At 40.8% G+C, this 22,382-nt stretch carries 19 protein-coding genes; 6 read left to right on the top strand and 13 right to left on the bottom strand.

The window, feature by feature from the left end:
- Window positions 1-4 precede the first annotated feature (4 nt).
- The 7 genes from ACOQO1_RS07795 to udk form a co-directional block, all read right to left on the bottom strand.
- Window positions 5-658, bottom strand: a complete 654-nt coding sequence (locus ACOQO1_RS07795; protein WP_420602304.1) for a DUF5683 domain-containing protein — start codon at window positions 656-658, stop codon at window positions 5-7.
- Window positions 651-1,562, bottom strand: a complete 912-nt coding sequence (locus tag ACOQO1_RS07790; protein ID WP_420602303.1) for a ParB/RepB/Spo0J family partition protein — start codon at window positions 1,560-1,562, stop codon at window positions 651-653. Before ACOQO1_RS07790 ends, ACOQO1_RS07795 begins: the two co-directional genes overlap by 8 nt.
- Window positions 1,563-2,336 (bottom strand): ParA family protein, encoded by a 774-nt coding sequence (locus ACOQO1_RS07785; RefSeq protein ID WP_420602302.1) that lies wholly within the window; start codon window positions 2,334-2,336, stop codon window positions 1,563-1,565.
- Between the two features lie 135 nt (window positions 2,337-2,471).
- Entirely contained in the window at window positions 2,472-4,550 is a 2,079-nt protein-coding gene (gene scpA, locus ACOQO1_RS07780; protein ID WP_420602301.1) for a methylmalonyl-CoA mutase, read from the bottom strand.
- On the bottom strand, window positions 4,543-5,940 hold the full coding sequence (locus ACOQO1_RS07775; protein ID WP_420602300.1) for a methylmalonyl-CoA mutase subunit beta: 1,398 nt from the start codon (window positions 5,938-5,940) through the stop codon (window positions 4,543-4,545). Before ACOQO1_RS07775 ends, scpA begins: the two co-directional genes overlap by 8 nt.
- Window positions 5,933-6,265: an FtsB family cell division protein gene (locus tag ACOQO1_RS07770; RefSeq protein ID WP_420602299.1), complete on the bottom strand. Its 333-nt coding sequence runs from the start codon at window positions 6,263-6,265 to the stop codon at window positions 5,933-5,935. Before ACOQO1_RS07770 ends, ACOQO1_RS07775 begins: the two co-directional genes overlap by 8 nt.
- A 1-nt stretch (window position 6,266) precedes the next feature.
- The gene (gene udk / locus ACOQO1_RS07765; protein ID WP_420602298.1) at window positions 6,267-6,875 is read right to left on the bottom strand and encodes a uridine kinase; all 609 of its coding nucleotides are present in this window, start codon (window positions 6,873-6,875) and stop codon (window positions 6,267-6,269) included.
- A 193-nt stretch (window positions 6,876-7,068) separates the two neighbouring features.
- Between udk and ACOQO1_RS07760 the strand changes: the two genes are divergently transcribed.
- From ACOQO1_RS07760 to ACOQO1_RS07745, 4 genes are all read left to right on the top strand, one after another.
- A complete protein-coding gene (locus ACOQO1_RS07760; protein WP_420602297.1) occupies window positions 7,069-7,554 on the top strand; it encodes a biotin/lipoyl-containing protein in 486 nt (161 codons plus the stop codon).
- A gap of 7 nt (window positions 7,555-7,561) precedes the next feature.
- The gene (gene accC, locus ACOQO1_RS07755; protein WP_420602296.1) at window positions 7,562-9,004 is read left to right on the top strand and encodes an acetyl-CoA carboxylase biotin carboxylase subunit; all 1,443 of its coding nucleotides are present in this window, start codon (window positions 7,562-7,564) and stop codon (window positions 9,002-9,004) included.
- Window positions 9,005-9,009: 5 nt separating this feature from the next.
- A complete protein-coding gene (locus ACOQO1_RS07750; RefSeq protein ID WP_420602295.1) occupies window positions 9,010-10,551 on the top strand; it encodes an acyl-CoA carboxylase subunit beta in 1,542 nt (513 codons plus the stop codon).
- A 90-nt stretch (window positions 10,552-10,641) separates the two neighbouring features.
- Window positions 10,642-11,850, top strand: coding sequence for a multidrug effflux MFS transporter (locus ACOQO1_RS07745; RefSeq protein WP_420602294.1), 1,209 nt, complete (start codon window positions 10,642-10,644; stop codon window positions 11,848-11,850).
- Between the two features lie 2 nt (window positions 11,851-11,852).
- Here ACOQO1_RS07745 and ACOQO1_RS07740 read toward each other — a convergent pair whose 3' ends face one another.
- The 5 genes from ACOQO1_RS07740 to nagB form a co-directional block, all read right to left on the bottom strand.
- Window positions 11,853-12,929 carry an anhydro-N-acetylmuramic acid kinase gene (locus tag ACOQO1_RS07740; protein ID WP_420602293.1) on the bottom strand — a complete coding sequence of 359 codons (1,077 nt, stop codon included), beginning with the start codon at window positions 12,927-12,929 and terminating at the stop codon, window positions 11,853-11,855.
- Entirely contained in the window at window positions 12,916-14,523 is a 1,608-nt protein-coding gene (locus tag ACOQO1_RS07735) for a glycoside hydrolase family 3 protein (RefSeq protein WP_420602292.1), read from the bottom strand. The genes ACOQO1_RS07740 and ACOQO1_RS07735 overlap by 14 nt, the downstream gene beginning before the upstream one ends.
- The gene (locus ACOQO1_RS07730) at window positions 14,516-15,799 is read right to left on the bottom strand and encodes an MFS transporter (protein WP_420602291.1); all 1,284 of its coding nucleotides are present in this window, start codon (window positions 15,797-15,799) and stop codon (window positions 14,516-14,518) included. The genes ACOQO1_RS07735 and ACOQO1_RS07730 overlap by 8 nt, the downstream gene beginning before the upstream one ends.
- Complete coding sequence (locus ACOQO1_RS07725; RefSeq protein ID WP_420602290.1) at window positions 15,796-17,304, bottom strand: glycoside hydrolase family 10 protein; 1,509 nt, start codon at window positions 17,302-17,304, stop codon at window positions 15,796-15,798. The genes ACOQO1_RS07730 and ACOQO1_RS07725 overlap by 4 nt, the downstream gene beginning before the upstream one ends.
- Window positions 17,305-17,402: 98 nt before the next feature.
- Complete coding sequence (gene nagB / locus ACOQO1_RS07720) at window positions 17,403-19,334, bottom strand: glucosamine-6-phosphate deaminase (protein ID WP_420602289.1); 1,932 nt, start codon at window positions 19,332-19,334, stop codon at window positions 17,403-17,405.
- A gap of 217 nt (window positions 19,335-19,551) precedes the next feature.
- Between nagB and ACOQO1_RS07715 the strand changes: the two genes are divergently transcribed.
- Both ACOQO1_RS07715 and ACOQO1_RS07710 read left to right on the top strand, forming a co-directional pair.
- Window positions 19,552-20,301 carry a DeoR/GlpR family DNA-binding transcription regulator gene (locus ACOQO1_RS07715; RefSeq protein ID WP_420602288.1) on the top strand — a complete coding sequence of 250 codons (750 nt, stop codon included), beginning with the start codon at window positions 19,552-19,554 and terminating at the stop codon, window positions 20,299-20,301.
- 5 nt (window positions 20,302-20,306) lie between these two features.
- Complete coding sequence (locus ACOQO1_RS07710; RefSeq protein ID WP_420602287.1) at window positions 20,307-21,116, top strand: N-acetylmuramic acid 6-phosphate etherase; 810 nt, start codon at window positions 20,307-20,309, stop codon at window positions 21,114-21,116.
- Between the two features lie 3 nt (window positions 21,117-21,119).
- On the opposite strand, the gene ACOQO1_RS07705 is transcribed toward ACOQO1_RS07710, so the two are convergent.
- Complete coding sequence (locus ACOQO1_RS07705) at window positions 21,120-22,244, bottom strand: PQQ-dependent sugar dehydrogenase (RefSeq protein WP_420602286.1); 1,125 nt, start codon at window positions 22,242-22,244, stop codon at window positions 21,120-21,122.
- Between the last annotated feature and the right edge of the window lie 138 nt (window positions 22,245-22,382).

The following is a 22,382-nucleotide window of genomic DNA, read 5'->3' as shown; positions in this document are numbered from 1 at the left end:
ACATTTAAAATTTTACGACCAGGGCCATTCCGTAGTTTGGTTTATTGGTCAAAGGGTTAATATCCAAATAGGGTTTGAAATCGAGTGCTAGATTCTCATCAACATTATATTGTTTCAAGTGGGCATCCACGTTTGCATCAATAATATTGAGTGCATACATGGCAATGGTGATCAACAATGATAAATCACGATCACGCTGTGTGCTTTCTTGTGCATCTTGCAAAGCCTCCAAAGAAATATCGGGACCTTCGCCATCCCCATTTAGATCATAGAATTCATCATCTGTAAAACCAGCACGTCTTCTTTTAAATGCATCTCTGGCGCTATTATACTGTGTATTGTTATAGGAGTAGACATAAATTCCGGTACCGATGGCTCCCCAAACTATAGGTGCCTTCCAATAGCGTTTATTGTAAATCTGTCCCAAACCTGGTAGAATCGCAGAGAAAAATGCGGCTTTACTGGGTGCAAGTGGGTTTATTCTTTTCTTTTCATAGGTGACCTCTTCTATAGTTATCCCTTGTCCTTCCAAGTCTTGCGCCAATGAATCTATCTCCTTCGGATGGGGACGATTATCATCATCTTCTTCTTTTTCTTGGGAAAACGTAAAATTGAAGGCGAGCAGTAAAAAACAGAAAAGAAAGAGGTATTTAATCACCTGTCAATAATTTTCTTAAACGCTGAAATTCTTCTTTGGAATGAAACGGAATAACGATTTTACCTTTACCATTTGGTGAGGTAGTGATATCCACTTTGGCCGAAAGATGCCCTTTTAAAGCATCCATTCCCTTTGTAATATAGTTGGGAACTTCCTTGGCAACAGCTCCTTTTTTTTCCGGAGCTTTTCCCTCTTTCGCTTCCTTATAGGCTTTTACCAATTGCTCAGTTTCCCTCACGGAAAGGCCATCAGAAACCACTTTTTCGTATATACTGATTTGATCTTTCTTCCTTTCGATATTTATTAACGCACGCCCATGTCCCATGCTCACAAAACCATCTCGCATCCCTGTCTGGATGATGGGGTGCAATTTTAAAAGACGGAGGTAATTGGTTATGGTGGAACGCTTTTTGCCCACACGGTCGCTCAATTTTTCTTGGGTGACCTGAATTTCATCGATTAATCGTTGGTACGATAGTGCAATTTCAATAGGATCTAAATCTTGACGTTGAATGTTCTCCACCAAGGCCATTTCCAAGGATTCTTGGTCATTGGCGATCCTGATGTAGGCGGGAATGGTTTTTAAACCTACCAATTTGGAGGCCCTGAACCTTCTTTCCCCGGAAACAAGTTGAAATTTATTGAAATCGAGTTTTCTTACCGTAATGGGTTGAATGATTCCAAGTTCCTTGATGGAACTCGCCAATTCTTGCAGTGCTTCATCATTGAAGTTGGAACGTGGTTGAAACGGATTTACCTCAATGGATTCAACGTCCAATTCAACTACATTCCCAATGACCTGATCCGCATTTTTGTCAGAAACTGACTGAATATCATTTTCAGGATCCTTCAACAGAGCGGACAGACCTCTTCCCAAAGCCTGTTTTTTGGTTGCTTTCGCCATTTAAACTTTTTCCTTGTTTTTCTTCAATATTTCATTGGCCAAGTTCAGGTAATTGGTTGCACCTTTACTACTGGCATCATACTTAATAATGCTTTCGCCGTAACTTGGTGCTTCACTTAGCCTCACATTTCTTTGGATAATGGTATCAAAGACCATATCTGCAAAGTGCTTTTTCACTTCTTCCACTACCTGATTGGAAAGACGTAACCTTGAATCGTACATGGTCAACAGCATACCTTCAATATCTAAATCATTATTATGGATTTTCTGTACGCTCTTAACAGTGTTCAATAATTTGCCCAGACCTTCCAACGCAAAATATTCGCATTGAATTGGGATCATTACAGAGTCCGCAGCGGTAAGTGCATTCAAGGTCAACAATCCTAAGGAAGGAGCGCAATCAATCAATATAAAATCGTAGCGATTTCCCAAGCCCTTAAGGGCTTCTTTCAACATGTACTCCCGGTTATCCTTGTCCACCAATTCAATTTCGATGGCAACTAGGTCAATATGTGCAGGAATAAGATCCACATTTGGAGAATCGGTTTGCATGATTACTTCATCAACCGTTTTGGTATGTTCCAATAATTGATAGGTGCCTTGTTCAACACTATCCACATCAATACCCAAACCAGAGGTTGCATTGGCCTGTGGATCGGCATCAATCAATAATACTTTTTTTTCCAGTACACCAAGTGAGGCAGCAAGGTTCACCGTTGTTGTTGTCTTACCTACACCGCCCTTCTGATTTGCAATAGCAATTATCTTGCCCATTTCATAGTAAGTTAGGTGCTAAAAATACAATTATTTAAGACGTTAAAAAATGTATTTTGTTAACAGTAGGTGAATAACCTTAACAATGGGCGTTAAAGAAAGTTAAAGTTTTTGTTTTAAGGACTTTATGACGGTTCAGTCCATTAAAATCTTTAAGATGTCAATGGCGGCATCACTGATTTTGGTCCCTGGCCCGAACACAGCAACCGCACCATTTTCCAACAAGTGTTTGTAATCTTGTTTTGGAATCACGCCACCAACAATGACCAGAATATCTTCCCTGCCATAATTTTTGAGTTCTTTTACAACTTCTGGGACCAATGTTTTATGTCCACCGGCCAAGGATGAAATTCCCAAAACGTGAACATCATTTTCCACAGCTTGTTTGGCTACTTCCGCTGGAGTTTGGAACAATGGCCCAATATCCACATCAAAACCTAGGTCGGCATAGCCAGTGGCAACTACTTTTGCCCCTCTGTCATGGCCATCCTGTCCCATTTTGGCCACCATAATTCGAGGTCTTCTACCTTCTTCCAAGGCAAAATCATCGGCCATTTTTCTAGCCTTTTCAAAGCTTTCGTCGTTTTTGATCTCTTTGGAATACACTCCTGTAAATGATTGGATTTTTGCCTGATACCGTCCAAAAGCACTTTCCATGGCATCGCTTATTTCGCCCAAAGTAGCTCGCAGTTTGGCAGCGGTTACGGCTAAAGCTAATAAATTTTCGCGCTCGGAATTGTTTTGCATTGCTTTTTTGGACGTTTCGGAAATTTGTTTTAGTGCATTTTGAACGGCACTTTCATCCCGGTCGGATTTAAGTTGCTGAAGTTGTGCTACCTGTTGTTTACGAACTTTCGCATTGTCAACTTCAAGAATTTGAAGTTCATCCTCATCTTCCAATTGATATTTGTTTACCCCAAGAATGGTGTCTTGACCACTATCTATCCGAGCTTGTTTTTTGGCAGCCGCTTCCTCAATCCGCATTTTTGGAATCCCAGCCTCAATGGCCTTGGTCATTCCCCCTAACTTTTCCACCTCTTGAATCAGTTTCCAAGCTTCATCAGCAATCTCATGGGTAAGTTTTTCTACCACATGGCTTCCCGCCCAGGGATCCACAGTTTTGGTGATATGGGTTTCTTGTTGCAGATAAATCTGTGTATTTCTTGCAATTCGGGCGGAGAAATCGGTGGGAAGGGCAATGGCCTCGTCCAATGCATTGGTGTGCAAGCTTTGGGTGCCCCCAAAAGCTGCGGCCATGGCCTCAATTGTGGTTCTGGCCACATTGTTGAAAGGGTCTTGCTCCGTTAAACTCCATCCACTGGTCTGACTGTGGGTTCGGAGCATTAAGGATTTTTCATTCTTTGGGTCAAATTCCTTTACCAATTTTGCCCAGAGCATTCGGCCTGCACGCATTTTGGCAATTTCCGTAAAATGGTTCATCCCAATTCCCCAGAAAAAGGATAGACGGGGAGCAAAATCATCGATTTTCAAACCCGCTTTTATTCCGGTTCTTATGTATTCAATACCATCGGACAGCGTATACGCCAATTCTATGGCTGCTGGAGCCCCAGCCTCGTGCATGTGATACCCTGAGATACTGATACTATTGAATTTAGGCATATGTTGGCTCGTAAACTCAAAAATATCGGCCACAAGTTGCATGGATGGTGCGGGTGGATAGATATAGGTGTTCCGAACCATGAATTCCTTGAGAATGTCATTTTGGATTGTTCCTGAAAGTTTTTCCATGGAAACTCCTTGCTCTTCAGCTGCAACAATGTAAAAAGCCATAATGGGGAGTACGGCACCGTTCATGGTCATAGAAACCGACATTTTATCCAATGGAATACCATCGAAAAGGACTTTCATGTCCTCTACAGAATCTATGGCAACTCCCGCTTTACCGACATCTCCGACAACTCGGTCATTATCGCTGTCATACCCTCGGTGGGTGGGAAGGTCAAAAGCCACGGAAAGCCCTTTTTGGCCAGCTTCCAAATTTCTTCTGTAAAATGCATTACTTTCTTCTGCGGTTGAAAAGCCCGCATATTGGCGAATGGTCCAAGGTCTCCTTACGTACATGGTGGAGTAGGGGCCACGAAGAAAAGGAGGAATGCCAGCTGCAAAATTGAGGTTTCCGTTTTCGGAGCTCTCGACTGTTTCAGACCCAACAGTTGAGGACAATTCTAGATTTTGAAGGTTTTTTCTACTCATCGTCCAATCTTTTTTGTTCCAATCCCTCAGCTAAACGCCTTTCAATAATGGGTTCGATAATGGTCTTTCGAGGGTTGGTTTTTACAAAAGGATAAAGCTCAATGTCATCTTTCATGCTGTCTTGAGCATTTTGGTATTTGTTGGTGCCCACTGAGGTAATCTCGCCTGAATCAAAAAATTGCTGCTCTTTTGCTGCACTTTCCTTTATTTTTCTTTGGATGGTCCCATTTTTCAATTCGGATAGAAGGCCCCCTGAATTTTCAATCTGTTTGAAAAGATCCAATGCTTTTTGTGCCAGTTGCTGTGTTAGGGATTCAATATAGTATGAACCCTCGGCAACATTGGAAGCCTGATCAAAGTAGCTTTCCTCTTTGAGCAGCAACAACTGGTTTCTGGCAATTCGGTCTGCGAACTCATTATCTTTATGGTAAATGGCATCGTAGGGCAGATTGCTTACCGTGTCTGCACCTCCCAATATGGCCGACATGCATTCTGATGTTGTCCGGAGCAGGTTTACATTGTAATCGTAAAGGGTCTTATTTCGTTTGGATGGTACGGAAAGAATATGACAATCATTATTTATATCATAAGCTGAGGCTATGCTATTGAATAACCAACGTAAAGCTCTGAGTTTGGCTATTTCGAAGAAATAGTTGCTGCCAATTGAAACTTTGAATGTAATGGGGAAAGACCCCTCGACTGCGCTCGGGGAGACATTGGCAAAGTGGTTGAGATATTCGTTGGCATGAGCCAAACCATAAGCCAATTGCTGAACCATGTTAGCCCCGGCATTTTGATAAAGGGATAGGTCAACACTAAGTGTTGAAGTGGTATTTTGATTTTTGTTCAATCCATAAATATCTTCCAAAGTGGAATGGTCTTTTTCCATTTTGTGGAACCAGTTTCCCGTTCTGGCCAAATTACCAATAAGATCAATATTGAGGTGACAGATAGCATGCTGTACGTCTAAAAAGGCAAGTAGCTTTTTAATAGGTTCCAGCACTAAAAACTCAAAATTGAAATGTAGCGGAGTATTTTTAAAGTCGATATTGGCGAGCAATGCAGATACATCAAAATCTTCATGTGGAATGGTGAAAACCAAGCTTTCTGCACCTCTTTTTAAATAGTCCAGTGCTTTTGCATTGGCCTTTTTTACATCCCCTGCGTAAATGGATTGTGCAATCTTCCAGTTGTGCCCTTCTGGAAGGTCAAAGTTTTTCACTCCGTCCAAATCCTCGGAATGGTAGAAGGGTTTTACCGCTATCCCTTCCAAGGATTCCCAGATCAAAGTATCGTTATAATCTGCTCCCTTCAGATCAAATTGGATTTTTTGTTTCCACTGTTTTGCGGAAACTTCGGGAAATTCGTCAAACAAACCTGGGTCACTCATTTTTTTTGGTTTTTAGGCTGTCCTCATATTCAATCAAGAAGATTTCTTCGTTCTCCTTTTTCATATAGAACTTTTCACGGGCAAACTTTTCCAGTTCTTTCTGGTCGGATAATTTTTCCAAAATCTCTTTGTCTTTGTCAATTTCACCCTGTAGAAATTCTTTCTGTTTTTCCAGTTTCTTGACCTCGTTCCGTAACTCTAAATGAATCAACAAGGAATTGGTATCAAAAAAGGCCATCCAGATTACAAAAATGGTAAGTACCAGCACATACATGTTGGTCATAACCTTAAACCATTTTTTATTTTTTAACTCCTTGAATCCCATTTTAATGTAACCTGTCGTTTATAATGGTGCGTACCATATCCACCGCAACCGTATTATAGTGGTTATTGGGGATAATGATATCTGCAAATTCCTTTGAAGGCTCAATAAACTGCTGGTGCATCGGCTTTACAGCGGTTTGGTATCTGGTCAGCACTTTTTCAAGGTCATGTCCCCGTTCGCGAATGTCTCTTTGCAATCTTCGTATCAAACGCTCATCAGAATCGGCATGGACGTATATTTTTATATCGAACATATCTCGAAGCTTGGGATTGCTGAGCACCAAAATGCCTTCTACGATCATCACCTTTCTGGGTTCTGTTGGAATGGTGTCCTCCAAACGGTTTTCCTCCACAAAAGAATAGATGGGTTTGTCAATGGATTTTCCCTCCCTTAATGCTTCAAGATGTGAGATCAACAAATCAAAATCTATGGAATTTGGATGGTCAAAATTAATTTTTGCCCGTTCTTCCTTGGTCAAATGGGAAAGGTCATTGTAATAGGAATCCTGGGATATAACACCAACCTCATTTTCTGGAAGTTCCTCTACGATTTGATTGACCACTGTAGTTTTTCCGCAGCCCGTACCGCCAGCAATTCCTAAAATCAGCATAATGATAATTTTAACCCCAAAAGTAAGCATTTGATAAGATTTTCAATCTGCCCAATTGCAGTTGCATAGTTACCTTACAATTATATCTTAATGAATGACTATTGTCATAATTCTTAAAAGTTTATGAGTATAGATTTGTGCTGGATTAGGTCATAATCTTATATTTATATAGATAACCTTTGATAACTTCTCTATGGAAAATTCCTATGTGATCAAAGTCGATGAAAGCTTTGATTTTCAATTGTCCGGAGAGGATATTTCTAAACTTGATATCCTCAAAACAGGGAACAGCACCTTCCATCTATTAAAAAACGGAACATCGTATAAGGTTGAGATCAGCAATGCTGACTTCAACGGTAGATTGTACACGATAAAGGTGAATGGCAGTGAGTTCCAGACCTCAATTGGTACCCCCTTACACGAACTCATCAAAAAAATGGGTTTTGCTTCAAACGGTACCAAGAACATCGATTCCGTTTCCGCGCCCATGCCGGGACTCATTTTGGATATTTCGGTGGAAGAAGGCCAAGAAGTTACAGAAGATCAGCAGCTATTGGTATTGGAGGCCATGAAAATGGAAAATATCATCACTTCTCCAAGAAAAGGAGTCGTGAAAAAGGTTGCTGTAAAGCAAGGTGATGCTGTTGACAAGAAACAATTGCTAATTCAATTTGAATAAGACGGTTATGAAAAAAATATTGATTGCAAATCGTGGAGAGATAGCCTTACGGGTGATGCGAACCGCAAAAAAAATGGGAATCAACACCGTTGCTGTGTTTTCTGAAGTGGATAGAAATGCTCCGCATGTTAGGTTTGCCGATGAGGCTGTTTGTATTGGAGAGGCACCTTCCAACAAATCCTATTTGTTGGGGGATAAAATTATTGAGGTGGCCAAAGAATTGAATGTTGATGGAATCCATCCTGGTTATGGCTTTTTGAGTGAGAATGCAGATTTTGCCGAAGCAGTGGAAAAAAATGGACTCACTTTTATAGGCCCCAAATCAAAGGCCATTCGGATTATGGGGAGCAAGCTGGCCGCCAAAGATGCTGTGAAAGAATACGATATCCCAATGGTTCCCGGTATTGATGAAGCCATTACCGATGTGGCCAAAGCACATGAAATTGCTAATAAGATTGGATACCCGGTTTTGATAAAAGCTTCTGCCGGTGGTGGCGGTAAGGGTATGCGAATCGTGGAGAAAGAGGCCGATTTGAAATCACAAATGGAACGTGCCATAAGTGAGGCTACCTCCGCCTTTGGCGATGGTTCTGTTTTTGTAGAAAAATACGTGACCTCACCCAGACATATTGAAATCCAGGTGATGGCAGACACCCATGGAAACGTATTGCACTTTTTTGAACGTGAATGCAGTATTCAACGTCGTCACCAAAAAGTAGTGGAAGAAGCACCATCGTCTGTTTTGACTCCAGAGTTGCGAGAAGAAATGGGAGTGGCTGCAACCAAGGTTGCCAAGGCCTGTGATTATGTGGGCGCCGGTACTGTGGAATTTCTGATGGATGCCGACCTGAACTTCTATTTTTTGGAAATGAACACCCGTCTGCAAGTGGAACACCCGGTTACAGAGCTGATTTCAGGAGTGGATTTGGTGGAATTACAGATTAAAGTGGCCAGAGGTGAAGAGCTTTCCATTAAACAAGAAGATTTAAAGATTGATGGTCATGCCGTGGAGCTTCGCGTATATGCCGAGGACCCCTTGAACGAGTTTCTTCCCAGTGTAGGAAACTTGGAAACCTACCGACTTCCGGTTGGCGAAGGTGTCCGGGTCGATAACGGTTTTGAAGAAGGAATGGACATTCCAATTTACTACGACCCTATGCTTTCAAAATTGATTACGTATGGAAAAACACGGGAAGAGGCCATCGAATTGATGCTCGATGCCATTCAGGATTATAAAATAAAAGGAGTGCAGACCACCTTGCCTTTTGGGACCTTCGTTTTTGCCCACGAGGCTTTTCGGTCCGGGAATTTTGACACCCACTTTGTGAAGAATTATTACTCTCCGGAAAAAATCAAGAAGAAAAATGAGAGCGAAGCGGAGATTGCTGCTATGGTCGCACTTTATCAATATCTTGAAGACAAAAAAATAGTACAACTACCCACAAACTAATACAGATGGATTCCAAAGTAAAAATTTTAAAGGACAAGATTGAAGAAGCCCATTTGGGTGGTGGTGAAAAGCGGATTGCAAAGCAACACCAAAAGAAAAAACTGACCGCTCGGGAACGAATCGATTATTTGTTGGATGAGGGTTCTTTTGAAGAAATGGGGATTTTGGTCACCCACCGTACCACCGATTTTGGGATGGAGAAGGAAATCTACTATGGAGATGGGGTTATCACTGGTTACGGAACCGTCAATGGAAGGTTGGTCTATGTATATGCGCAGGATTTTACGGTCTTTGGAGGAGCTCTGTCCGAAACCCATGCCGAAAAGATTTGTAAGGTTATGGATTTAGCCATGAAAGTTGGCGCACCCATCATTGGATTGAATGATTCAGGTGGTGCTCGAATTCAGGAAGGTGTGAAGTCCCTGGGAGGTTATGCCGATATTTTTTACAGAAATGTACAGGCTTCCGGGGTAATTCCGCAAATATCTGCCGTGATGGGGCCTTGTGCGGGAGGTGCCGTTTATTCTCCCGCCATGACCGATTTTATTGTGATGGTAGAAGAGACCAGCTATATGTTTGTGACCGGTCCCAATGTAGTGAAAACGGTGACCAACGAAGAAGTGACATCTGAAGAACTTGGGGGTGCAACCACACACGCCATAAAATCGGGGGTGGCCCACAAAACTTCCAATAATGATGCTTCTTGTCTTGATGATATCAAAAAACTGCTGGATTATCTGCCTCAAAACAATACCGAAATTCCAAAAACACTGGATTACAAATTAGGTGAGGAGGTTAGGGATGAATTGACCAATATTGTACCGGATAATCCCAACAAGCCCTACGACATGCATGATGTGATCAATGGGATTATTGACGCGGATTCCTTTTATGAAATCCATAAGGATTATGCAGAAAATATTATCGTAGGTTTTGCCCGTTTGGGTGGCCGAAGTGTTGGAATAATTGCCAATCAACCTATGTTTTTGGCTGGGGTTTTAGGAGTGAAAAGTTCTAGAAAGGCAGCACGCTTTACCCGTTTTTGTGATGCGTTCAATATTCCATTGTTGGTATTGGTGGATGTCCCAGGATTTTTACCAGGGACGGATCAAGAATGGAATGGAATTATCATGCATGGAGCAAAATTGTTATATGCGCTTAGCGAAGCTACCGTTCCACGCGTTACAGTAATTACCAGAAAGGCCTACGGAGGAGCTTACGATGTAATGAACTCCAAACATATTGGTGCCGATTTCAATTTTGCATGGCCTAGTGCGGAGATTGCAGTTATGGGTGCCAAAGGAGCCAGTGAAATTATTTTCCGTAGGGAAATTGCAGCTGCGGATAACCCAGCAGCCAAACTAAAGGAGAAGGAAGCTGAGTATGCTGACAAGTTTGCGAATCCATATAGAGCTGCAAGACGCGGATTTATTGACGAAGTCATTCTTCCTAAGAACACAAGACGCAAATTGTTGAAGGCCTTTGCGATGTTGGAGAAGAAACAGGTGCAGACGCCCAAAAAGAAGCATGGGAACATTCCTCTGTGATTTTCGAACTATAAAAACTTTTTATAACCCCATATCCAAATACCTTCTAAAAAAGTTCATTGCTGAATAGGGTATATGTAATTTTGCGCAATGCAAAAAGATACCCAAAAACCAAATTTCGAGTTCATTGCCTTGATGGCCTCGTTGATGTCCATTGTAGCTCTTGCAATTGATGCCCTTTTACCGGCAATTTCGGATATAGGGGTGGCTATAAACAGCCTCAATCCCACGGATAATCAATTGCTGGTCACCATGATTTTCTTGGGACTAGGTTTGGGACAATTGTTTTTTGGCCCGCTATCCGACTGTTATGGTAGAAAACCGATTGTTTATGTGGGGTTTACACTATTTGTTTTGGCGAGTATCATCTGTGTGTTTGCACCATCCTTGGAGATTATGATTTTGGGTAGAATTCTGCAGGGTATTGGACTGTCGGCACCTAGAACGTTGGCCATATCCATTATTCGGGATACCTACAAAGGGGATTATATGGCCAAGGTGATGTCGTTTGTTGTTGCATTTTTCATTCTGGTGCCCGTTGTGGCTCCTGCCATTGGCAAGGTTATTCTGGATAACTTGGGATGGAAGGCCATTTTCTATATCCAATTGATATTTGGTCTTTTGGTCTGTATTTGGTTTTGGAAAAGACAACCAGAAACCCTTAAACCAGAATTTAAAATCCCATTTACAAGTCATGTGTTTGTAGATGGAACTAAAGAGTTCATGAAATACAAGGAAACCATTGCTTATACTTTAATGTCCGGGTTGGTGACTGGGGCCTTTCTGGTGTACCTAAGCGCTGCGCAACATGTTTTTGAGGACATCTACCAAATGAAAGAGGCATTCCCATATATTTTTGCGGGCTTAGCAATCTCCATTGGCCTTTCCACATTTTTAAACGGAACATTGGTACTTAAATTTGGAATGCGTAAACTTTCCTTGATGGCACTCATTGCTTTTTGTGCGATTGCTTTGTTGTATGCATTTCTTTTTTGGAACTCACCCAATCCTAACATCTTTGTTTTGGTTGGATTTCTTTCGGCTCAGTTCTTTTGTCTAGGTTTTATGTGGGGGAATTTTAGGTCTATTGCTATGGAGCCTATTGGGCATATAGCAGGAATAGGGGCCGCCATTAACGGCTTTGTATCAACTTTATTGGCCATTCCCATTGCCACATTTATAGGAGATTTTGTAGAGACCAGTGTTTGGCCCCTTTTTGCTGGTTTGGCTATCTGCGGACTGGTTTCGTTGGTTATTTATATGATGATAAGAAAACCAAGAAAGGTAGTAGCGGCGTAAGGCTACTTCGGAACGAATACTTCACCACTGCATGAATCTTGGGTTGCTCCGGTTACAGAAGAAAGTACATTGATTTTGTTTTCAGTACGAAGTACTCCCATTAAGGCAAAAACCAAAGCTTCTTTATAAGCAATCAACGTTTTGTTGGGAACAACAACTTTGACCGATGCTCCTAATTTGGTTTGAAGGGTATCCACAAAAAACTGATTCAATGCACCACCACCTGTGACAAACAATTTACTCTCAGGATTAACGGCATGTTTGTGTACCTCAATGGAAATTTGCTCACAGTTGTGATGTATAAAAGTATGCAGCAAATCATTCTCCGAAGCTTTGGAAGCATCAATCAGCGGAACAATTTTTGCTGTGAACCATTCATAACCTGTGGATTTGGGGTAGGGAAGTTTATAATATTCCAATTGATTCAATTGTTGAAGCAATTCCTCATCCAGTTTTCCTGACCGCGCCAGTTTTCCATTTTCATCATAGTCCAACCCAATCTTTTGGGTGATGTAGTTCAGGGGCATATTGGCCAAACCAATATCATAAGCAATTCGCTTCCCATCTTTTTCAAAAGACATATTGCTGATTCCTCCCAAATTCAAACAAAAATCATAATTGGAAAACAACAACTGATCTCCAATCGGAACAAGAGGTGCACCTTGTCCGCTCAGTGAAACATCCTTGGTTCTGAAATCGCATATGACCTGCTTACCACCTGTATTGGCTAACAATTGCCCATCTCCCAATTGAAATGTAATTCCATCCTCTGGTCTGTGATGTGATGTGTGTCCATGGCTCGCTATAAAATCAATTTCTAAATGGTGTTCTTCAATAAAAGTCTTGGCCTGTTTCCCCAACCAAATCCCGTAGTCCAAGTGTAATTGACCATGTTCTTCTTCGGACAGGTAAATGGCATTTTTTAACGTATCCCGAAGTTGGTCATCATATGAAATATCCATGGTTTTTTCAATGGAGAACTCCCAATGATCATTGGATTGGCATAAATGGCAATATGCCAAATCCAAACCATCCAAAGATGTGCCGGACATTAATCCTAAAACCTTATACTTTTTCATGATGGTTTTTGAGTTTTACAGGTAGTTTCCCTTTAGCTTCGATCTGACCAATGAAATGATGAAAGGCTTCGGTTTGAAACTCAGGAAAATCTTGATAGGCAACCACAACATTGGCAGATGGATTTAGTTCCAAAATATCCAATACGTAAGGATTTCCAAAAAGATAGATCAAAACGTTCTTTTGCGAGATTATTTCATTAATGAAATCCAATAGTTCCGGTTGAAACCCGAATAGATTTTTAGGCTTTACAAAAGGAGGGAAGAGGGCCAATACGATATTTTCATGGTCAGCAGCGAGACTTCTGATTTCATGTATTGCATTTAATTCCAATTGATGGTGTTGTTGTCCGTATTGTTTTTCAATTGCTGCAGAGAAACCATTTTCCTTCTGGTTGTTCACCGAAAGATTCAGAAAATTGGATTTTTTAATTTGTTCAACAACTGGTGCATTGCCATAAAGCTCAGTAAGGCTATGTTGGGCCAATACCTTATTCAATGCCAAAGGGGAGGAAATACTTTGCTCTTGATCAGTATTTATAAAGGCTTGTTCTTTAAGTTTCCATATTCTTTTATAACTAGCTTCAATACGTTCTTTGGTGGCTGAGTTTATGATTTGTTGAATGCCTTCCTCCACATATTCGGAAAAGCACATCACATCCATTCCAGCTTTAAATGCTGTTGATTCGAGTGTTCCTTTTTGAGGATATTTTTTGGAAACAGCATGCATATTGAGCGCATCGGAAATGATTACACCGTCAAACCCCAATTCTGTCCGCAAAACATCAGTAATTATTTTAGCGGAGGTTGTAGCCGGATTTTCAGAATCATCCAAAGCGGGAACAGCCAAATGACCTACCATTACGGCATCAACTCCTTGTTTTATGAGTTTGGAAAATGGATATAATTCATTATCCTTTAACTCTACTTTGGATTTGGTTATCACAGGTAACCCCAAATGGGAATCGGTTGCGGTATCACCATGCCCCGGAAAATGTTTGATGGCATTTAATACACCAACACTTTCCATTCCACTTAAGTATGCTTTTGCTTTGGAAAGTACCTTGTTCTTATCATCTCCAAAGGACCGATACCCTATAACCGGATTTTCTGGGTTATCGTTAATATCAACCACGGGAGCCAGATTCCAATGTATACCGGCCTCTTTGCAATCAAGGGCAATTTGTCTTCCAACTTCAAAAATCAATTCTGAATTTTCTTGAATCGCCCCCAAAGTAATTGCGTAGGGATATTGATTGGTATTCTCAATGCGCATGGCCAGCCCCCATTCCGCATCAATGGCTATCAATAATGGAAATTGAGCGGCTTTTTGATATCTAGAAATGAGCTGTTTTAACCTATCGTAACTATGCTCGTTATGAACTACTTTCTTTTTGCCTTCAAAATTGGTGGCAGCACTGGCACGACTATGAAAAAAGCAAATCGCACCTATAGCCTGAGTACGAATCAAATCTTCAATTTGTTGTACTTCTTCTTCGGTATCATTTATGAAAACCGCAGGCATGAACAGTTGTCCTACCTTTTGTTTTAAGTTGAGCTTTTCTGTGGCTTCTTTATATGATGGTACGCTATGCATCTCCATTTGAATTGGACTTTTTACCATAATCCTCCGGGTATTTCAAAAACCGTAAAATCAAAAATGCTGGAATGGCTGCGATGACCACCCAAAGAAAAAAACCGTCGTAACCCAACCATTCCTGAATATATCCACTCAGCATTCCTGGGAGCATCATGCCCAATGCCATAAATCCTGTGGCTATGGCATAATGGGAAGTTTTGGAAACTCCTTCGGCAATATAGATCAGATAGATGAGGAAAGCCGCGAATCCGAACCCGTAGCCAAACTGCTCCAAAACAACAGTTCCGACCACAGCAAACAAGCTTGTGGACTGTGTGAAAGCCAAAAGGGCATAAAGTATATTGGGTAGATTGAGCGCCAGCATCATGGGGAGCATCCATTTCTTCAGCCCATCTCTTGAAATCAGGATTCCGCCTAAAATTCCGCCTAAAGAAAGCATAATGACACCCACGGTGCCATAAATGGTACCTACGGCTTCGGTTGAATATTCCAATCCGCCTACATCCAAAGTATCCAACAGAAAAGGAGATGCCATTTTAACCAATTGCGATTCTCCCAATCGATAGGTAAGGATAAAGGCCAAGGCAATCCAAATCTGTTTCTTCTTGAAGAAGGAGGCGAATACATCTAAAAACCCAGCGGGTTTTTCTTGGTCCAGATTGGGTGATTGCTCAAATTTTGGTGCAGCAAAAAAATTGGAAATGGTCAATATCAGCATTAAAATTGCTGCACAGATCATGGTCATTGACCACGCTTTTGTATTGTCTCCGTACTTATTCTCCAAAAAACCGGCAAATATGACCAGAAGTCCTTGGCCGGTTACCATTGCCAATCGGTAAAAAGTACTACGTAACCCTATAAAGAACGATTGTTTTTTTTGTGTAAGCCCGATCATATAATAGCCATCGGAGGCAATGTCATTGGTTGCGGATGCGAATGCGGCCATCCAGAAAAAAGCTAGGGTAATAATGAAAAATGAATTGGAGGGAAGAAAAAGCCCTATTCCTAAAAAGGACAAGGCAACTACAAGCTGCATGGCCAAAAACCATTTTCTTTTGGTTCCATTTAAATCCACTAATGGACTCCATAAAGGTTTTAAAACCCACGGAAGGTAAAGCCAACTTGTATACAAACCAATTTCAGCATTGCCAATACCCAATCGTTTGTACATAATAACGGATACCACCACAACCAAGATATATGGGATTCCCTGGGTGAAATAGAGAATGGGAATCCATGCCCATGCTCCTTTGTCTTTGGTTACGGTGCTCATTTACTTTGTTTTATGGATTGGGAAATGATTTGGGTTTGGCTTTCGTTACCATAAGCGTCAATCAATGAGATACCAATCTTGTTTTTCAGTTGTTTTTTGGTCAAATCTATTTGGGTGCAATATTGTTTTTCTTCTATGGAAAGATAGCGCTTTCCAATGAGTTGTTTTTGATTGGGGTCCGACTTGTTTATGGAGTACAACTGTAGAAATCTTGGAATATTATCGTCATGTGAAACACAGATTTGAAGTTTTCTGTCATTGATTTGTACAGATTCAACACGCAAGGCTGGTAGGGTTCTTTTTGTTTTTAACTGACCAACAGGACTTTGAGAGGGATATTTATAGAATTTCTGTTTTAATCGTTTTGTGATTTTTTCATGTTTTCCAATAAGGGATTTGGCACTGAAAAGGACATTGCCCGTGATTTGTTCTGTAGCTCTAGCCAATGAAAGTTGCTTGGGGATTTCGTTTTTCTTTTTCCATGCCTTATCTGGATTGTTTTTGATTTTATAGGTGCCATTTCCAATGTACAGATTGGTATTCTTGATTTTTTTGGACCACCACTGGGTAATTACGCGATGCGAAGCGGGTGGATAATCCATACTCCAATACACCTGGGGAACCAGGTAATCCAACCAGCCTTTTTCCGTCCAAAGTAAAGGATCGGCGTATAAATCCTCATAGTTGGTTTGTCCTGCTCTTGTATCAGAACCATTGGGGTCCGTGCTTTTGTTTTTCCAAACCCCGAAGGGGCTGATACCAAATTGCACCCAGGGTTTGGTCTTTTTGATGGTTTTATGCACTTTTTTTACCAAAGAATCCACATTGCTCCTTCGCCAATCATCCAACGTTTGATTTTGTAAACCATGCATTTGAAAAGCAAGACTGTCCTGAAAAACTTCATCTTGGATTTTATAGGGATAGAAGTAGTCATCAAAATGAATGGCATCCACATTATAATTTGCTACAATTTCTTCAATTACATTGGTCAATTTCTGTTGGACTTCAGGCAATCCGGGATTGTAGTAATATTTTCTACCATACTTAAGCATCCAATCGGGATGTTGATAAAAATCGTGCTCTTGGTACAGTTTTGTTGTATCCAAATCAAAAGTGGCACGATAGGGATTTAGCCAAGCGTGAAACTCCATTCCCCGTTTATGGGTTTCTTGAATCATCCATTCCAAAGGTTTGTTGAAATTTTGGGGAGCTTCTCCTTCTTTCCCGCTTAAATATTTGGACCAGGGGGATAGGTCTGACTCATAGAATGCGTCTCCAGCGGTGCGTATCTGAACAATGGCAGCATTGAAATTTAAATCTTGATAAAAATCCAGGATTTCGATGAAATCCTTTTTTTGCTTCTCTGAATCGTCATTGGCATTCTTTGGCCAGTCAATATTAACGACAGTGGCTATCCAAACTCCTCTAAACTCAGTTTGAGGAGCTTTATAAACGGAACATGAAAAACAAAACAGGAGTAAAACCAAAAAAAGAATACGTCGCATAAGGTATAAATGAAAAAGACCTACTTGTAACTAAAAGTAGGCCTTTTCTTGAACTTAAAATTAATTTAACTCAAAACTAAAATCGTCCTGTTCAATAATTATTTGAATTTATATCTTACAAATGCTTCAATTGCTGCGTAATCTGCCATTCCCAATGCTTTATAGTGCTCAGCGGTGTCTTTGTTTCGTTCCTCTGCTCGCATCCAGAATTCCCTGGAGTCATCGCCTTGGAACATCACCCCATCTTTTTGGGATTGGTGGCAGAAAATAGCAAGTCTTTTTCTAAGTACCTGCCCTGGACTCATAGGTACGGCCATTTCAATCTCATTGATGTCCCATTCGTGCCATGCCCCCCTGTATAACCACAGCCAGCAGTCATCCATGAAGGGTTCGTCCTTAAGTTGCTCCACCGCGGCAAACACGGCATCCAGACAGACTTTGTGCGTGCCATGTGGATCAGCCAAATCGCCTGCAGCATATATCTGATGTGGTTTTACTTTTTTGATGATGTCTTCCATGATGGCAACATCGGCATCAGAAAGATCGTTCTTTTTTATTGCACCAGTTTCATAGAAAGGTAAATCCAAGAAATGTACGTTTGCATCATCCAATCCAAAGTATCGTGTAGCGGCATAGGATTCACCTCTTCGAATATTGCCTTTCAACTTTCTTACTTCGATAGGGTCAAAATCGCCTTCGTTTTTGGATTTTATGGAATCTATAATCTTTTGGGCCTCTGGTGTTTGTTGTATAGAATTGGCGGTTTCAGCAAATTTAAGGGCTTCAGTATCTGATACGGCAATATTACCTGAGGTTTGATAGGCAATGTGCACTTCATGGCCTTGCTCAACCAATCTGTCAAAAGTTCCTCCCATGGAGATGACATCATCATCCGGGTGCGGGCTAAAAATGATGACTCTTTTCTTTTTGGGAAGTGCACGTTCCGGTCTATTGGTGTCATCAGCATTGGGTTTACCTCCTGGCCATCCAGTTATGGTGTGCTGTAGTCTATTGAACATTTTAATGTTCAAATCGTAAGAATCTTGCTGGGTCAAAAGCCCTGACATTCCATTGTCGTTATAATCCTTATCGGTCAAACTTAAGATAGACTTACCGGTTTTGTCGCATAGCCAAACAATCGCTTTTGCTGTTAATTGCTCGGTCCATTCGCAAGACTCATCCACCAACCACGGTGTCTTATTTCTTGTAAGCTCTGTTGCTGCACCCGTATCCAGTACAAATGTACAGTTCTTGTGTTCTTGAAGATAGGTTGCAGGAACTTGAGAAGATATTTCGCCCTCTACCGTTTTTTTAATGATATCGGCCTTATTTTGTCCCCATCCAAGCAAAACAATTCGTTTTGCGCTCATTACTGTGGCAATTCCCATCGTAATTGCTTTTCTAGGTACGTTGTCTATTCCTAAAAACGCCGGAGCGGCATCAACTCGAGTAATGTGGTCCAAAGTGATGACCCTTGTAGCTGAATTGTAGTGCGAACCAGGCTCGTTAAAACCAACATGCCCTGTTCGTCCAATACCCAAAAGTTGGAAATCCAATCCACCGGCATCCTTAATTTTCTTTTCGTATGCCACGCAATGTTCGATAATGGCATCGCCAGTTACTGTCCCATTAGGAATATTAACATTTTCGGGAGCAATATCAATATGGTTGAACAAGTGTTCGTGCATAAAGTAGTGGTAACTCTGCCTATTCTCCTTTTCCATGGGCAAGTATTCATCCAGATTGAAGGTGGTTACATTGGAAAAGCTCAATCCTTCTTCTTGGTGCATGCGTACTAACTCTTCATATACGCGTATTGGTGATGATCCTGTTGCAAGACCAAGAACGCATGGCTTGCCTTCAGCCTGTTTTTGCTTAATCAAATCAGCAATCTCTTTAGCAACAATTGCAGAACCTTCTCTGGAATTTTCAAAGATGATGTTGTGAATTTTTTCAAAACGGGTCTCTTCAAACCTTCCTACAGGTTTATATGAAATGTCGATACTTTTCTTTTTTAATGTTGTCTCCATGAAACGTGGATTTTCAATGTATTGGTGTTGCTTTTATTGGTTTATGAATTATCAATATCAAAGTTTGATGAGGCAAAAGTAGCAAATAAAATTGAATTTTGCTGTTTTTTGCTTTTTTTAATGCTGTTTTTTGCATTTAATAACAATTTATTAACTTTAAAACAGAATAAAACGGCAAACTTTGTAATTGCATATCTTTGCAAAACAGATTGAGAATATGCTCAAAGAAGAACGACAGCGAACAATTTTAAATGAGGTGGCATTGCACAACAAGGTGTTGCTTACCGATATTGCCGATATATTGGATGTGTCCATAGATACTGTCCGAAGAGATGTGAAGGAACTGGATGCAGATAGTAAGCTGCGCAAAGTACATGGGGGGGCAGTTGCTTTAGGGTTTACCAATACCACTGTGCGAAATACCAATATTTATGCGCTTGAAGAGAAGAAGAAAATAGCGGAAAAGGCGGTAGGTATGCTAAAGGATGGCGGTGTAATTTTCATTGATGGAGGTACCACCTGTGTGGAACTGGCCAGGAAAATCCCAGAGAATATTAAGCTGACTTGTTTTACAATGAGTCTGCCGGTAGCCCTTGAACTTTTGGTTAAACCAAATGTCAAGGTTATTTTGATAGGGGGAGAAGTTTCAAAGGATTCCCAAATTTCATTGGGAGCCGGTGCTATCAACCAATTGTCAGAAATAAATGTAGACTATAGTTTTATCGGAACAGGTTATGTTGATTCCAGCTACGGATTAACAGAGTTTGATTGGGACATCGTTCAAGTAAAAAAAGCGGTTATCAAGGCATCCAAGAAAACCATATTATTGTCCATTTCTGAAAAACTGAATTCACAACACCGCTATAAAACTTGTGATATTAATGCAATTAATACCATGATTACAGAACTTAATCCCAATAACGAACGCTTAAACCTTTTTAGAGACCAAGAGATTCACCTTTTATAATTCATATGGACTATACAAAAATCACAGAGAGCCCTTCAAATTATGACAATTTGGAACAAATGGAAACCCAAACCATTTTGGAGAGCATAAACAAAGAGGACCAGAAAATTGCTGAAGCGGTTGCTCAAGTTATTCCACAAATTTCAAGATTGGTGGACATGACGGCTGAACGCTTTTTAAAAGGAGGAAGGCTTTTTTACATTGGAGCGGGAACTAGTGGTAGATTGGGAATTTTGGATGCCTCCGAGATTCCTCCAACCTATGGGCTACCCCATGATAGGGTAGTAGGGTTGATTGCAGGAGGTGATGTTGCCATTCGAAAATCGGTGGAACATGCCGAAGATGACCCAAAGCAGGCTTGGAAGGATTTATTAGAGTTTGATATTGATCAGAACGATGTTTTGGTCGGCATAGCCGCTTCGGGAACAACACCTTATGTTTTGGGAGGTATAGCTGATGCTAAAAAACAAGGAATATTAACTGCTGGTATCACCAATAATCCGGGCTCACCATTGGCCACAGGTTCCGATATTCCTATTGAAATTAATGTAGGACCCGAATTTTTAACAGGAAGCACCCGAATGAAAAGTGGGACAAGCCAGAAATTGGTGCTCAATATGATTACTACTTCACTTATGATCAAAATTGGTCGAGTAAAGGGGAATAAAATGGTTAACATGCAGCTGAGTAATACCAAACTGGTAGATCGTGGGACTCGATACATAGTTGAAGAACTTGGATTGGATTATAATGCAGCAGGAGAAGCTCTGAAAAAATATGGTTCTGTAAAGAATGCCATCGAGGCGCTAAAGTAGTATTTATTGGTTCTTGGGAACTAATTTGTAAATCCCTTTGCCTTCTATACCCACATAAATAAACCCATCTGGGGCTTGACGTATATTACGAACACGTCCCATGCCATCCAGCAATTTTTCGCGATAGGTTACCTTGTTGTTTTCAATAACCAAACGCTCTAAATATTGAAAGGCCAAAGAACCAACAAGCAGATTCCCTTTCCATTTTGGGTATTCATTAGATGAGATAAACGTCATCCCGCTTGGACCAATGGAGGGAGTCCATTGATAAATGGGTTGCTCCATTCCGGGTTTTGAGGTTTCATCCGTGATTTTTGTGCCACTGTAGTTTATACCGTATGTGATTATTGGCCAACCATAGTTTTTCCCTTTTTCAACGATGTTGATTTCATCTCCGCCACGAGGTCCATGCTCATGTTCCCACAGGAGCCCCGTTTCTGGGTGTATGGTCAATCCTTGCGGGTTTCGATGTCCATAACTATAAACTGCTGTTTTTGCACCGGATTTGGATACAAATGGATTGTCTTTTGGAATTCGACCATCATCATGAAGGCGGTAAATTTTACCACCATCCTTGGTAATATCTTGGGGATTTACATCCCTATTGCCCCGATCTCCTACTGAAAAATAGAGGTATCCTTCATTATCGAACTCCAATCTGGAGCCAAAATGCTGTCCTTTTGTGGTATTTGGTACCGCTTTGTACAACACTTTCTTTTCAACAAGCTTATTGTTGGAAAGTTTAGCCCGCATTATGGTAGTGTTACCACCTTTCCCCCCTCCATCATTCGATGAATAAGATAAATAGAGCCATCCATTATTCTTGTAATTAGGATGTAGTTCCAGATCTAAAAGCCCCCCTTGTCCTCTGACGTAGATATTGGGAAGGTTATCTATTTCTATAGTTTTTCCTTCTTTGAAATGGAGTAATTTCCCAGCTTTTTCGGTAATCAACATTCCTCCATTTGGAAGAAAAACCATTCCCCAGGGATTTTGAATATTGGAAACTACCTCTTCAGTAGTAAAATCAATGGTTTTCGGAAGATTAATGCTGTTATCCTTGTTTTGGGCACAGGATGTAGTAAGCATTACAACGAAAAAATAAGGAATAAGCGCACTTTTTTTCATAGATTTACGTTGAAATAATAGATTTTATAGACGAACTACGGCTTTTGATAGTCGAAAGATAAATAGAATATATAAGTTTAGATAATTACTATAAAGAATATTAAGGTCCCAAATCCGAGATATTCTACCATAACAAGA

This window comes from Flagellimonas sp., from assembly GCF_965222555.1.
Classification (GTDB): Bacteria; Bacteroidota; Bacteroidia; order Flavobacteriales; family Flavobacteriaceae; genus Flagellimonas.
This window is presented reverse-complemented; position numbering and strand designations above follow the sequence as displayed.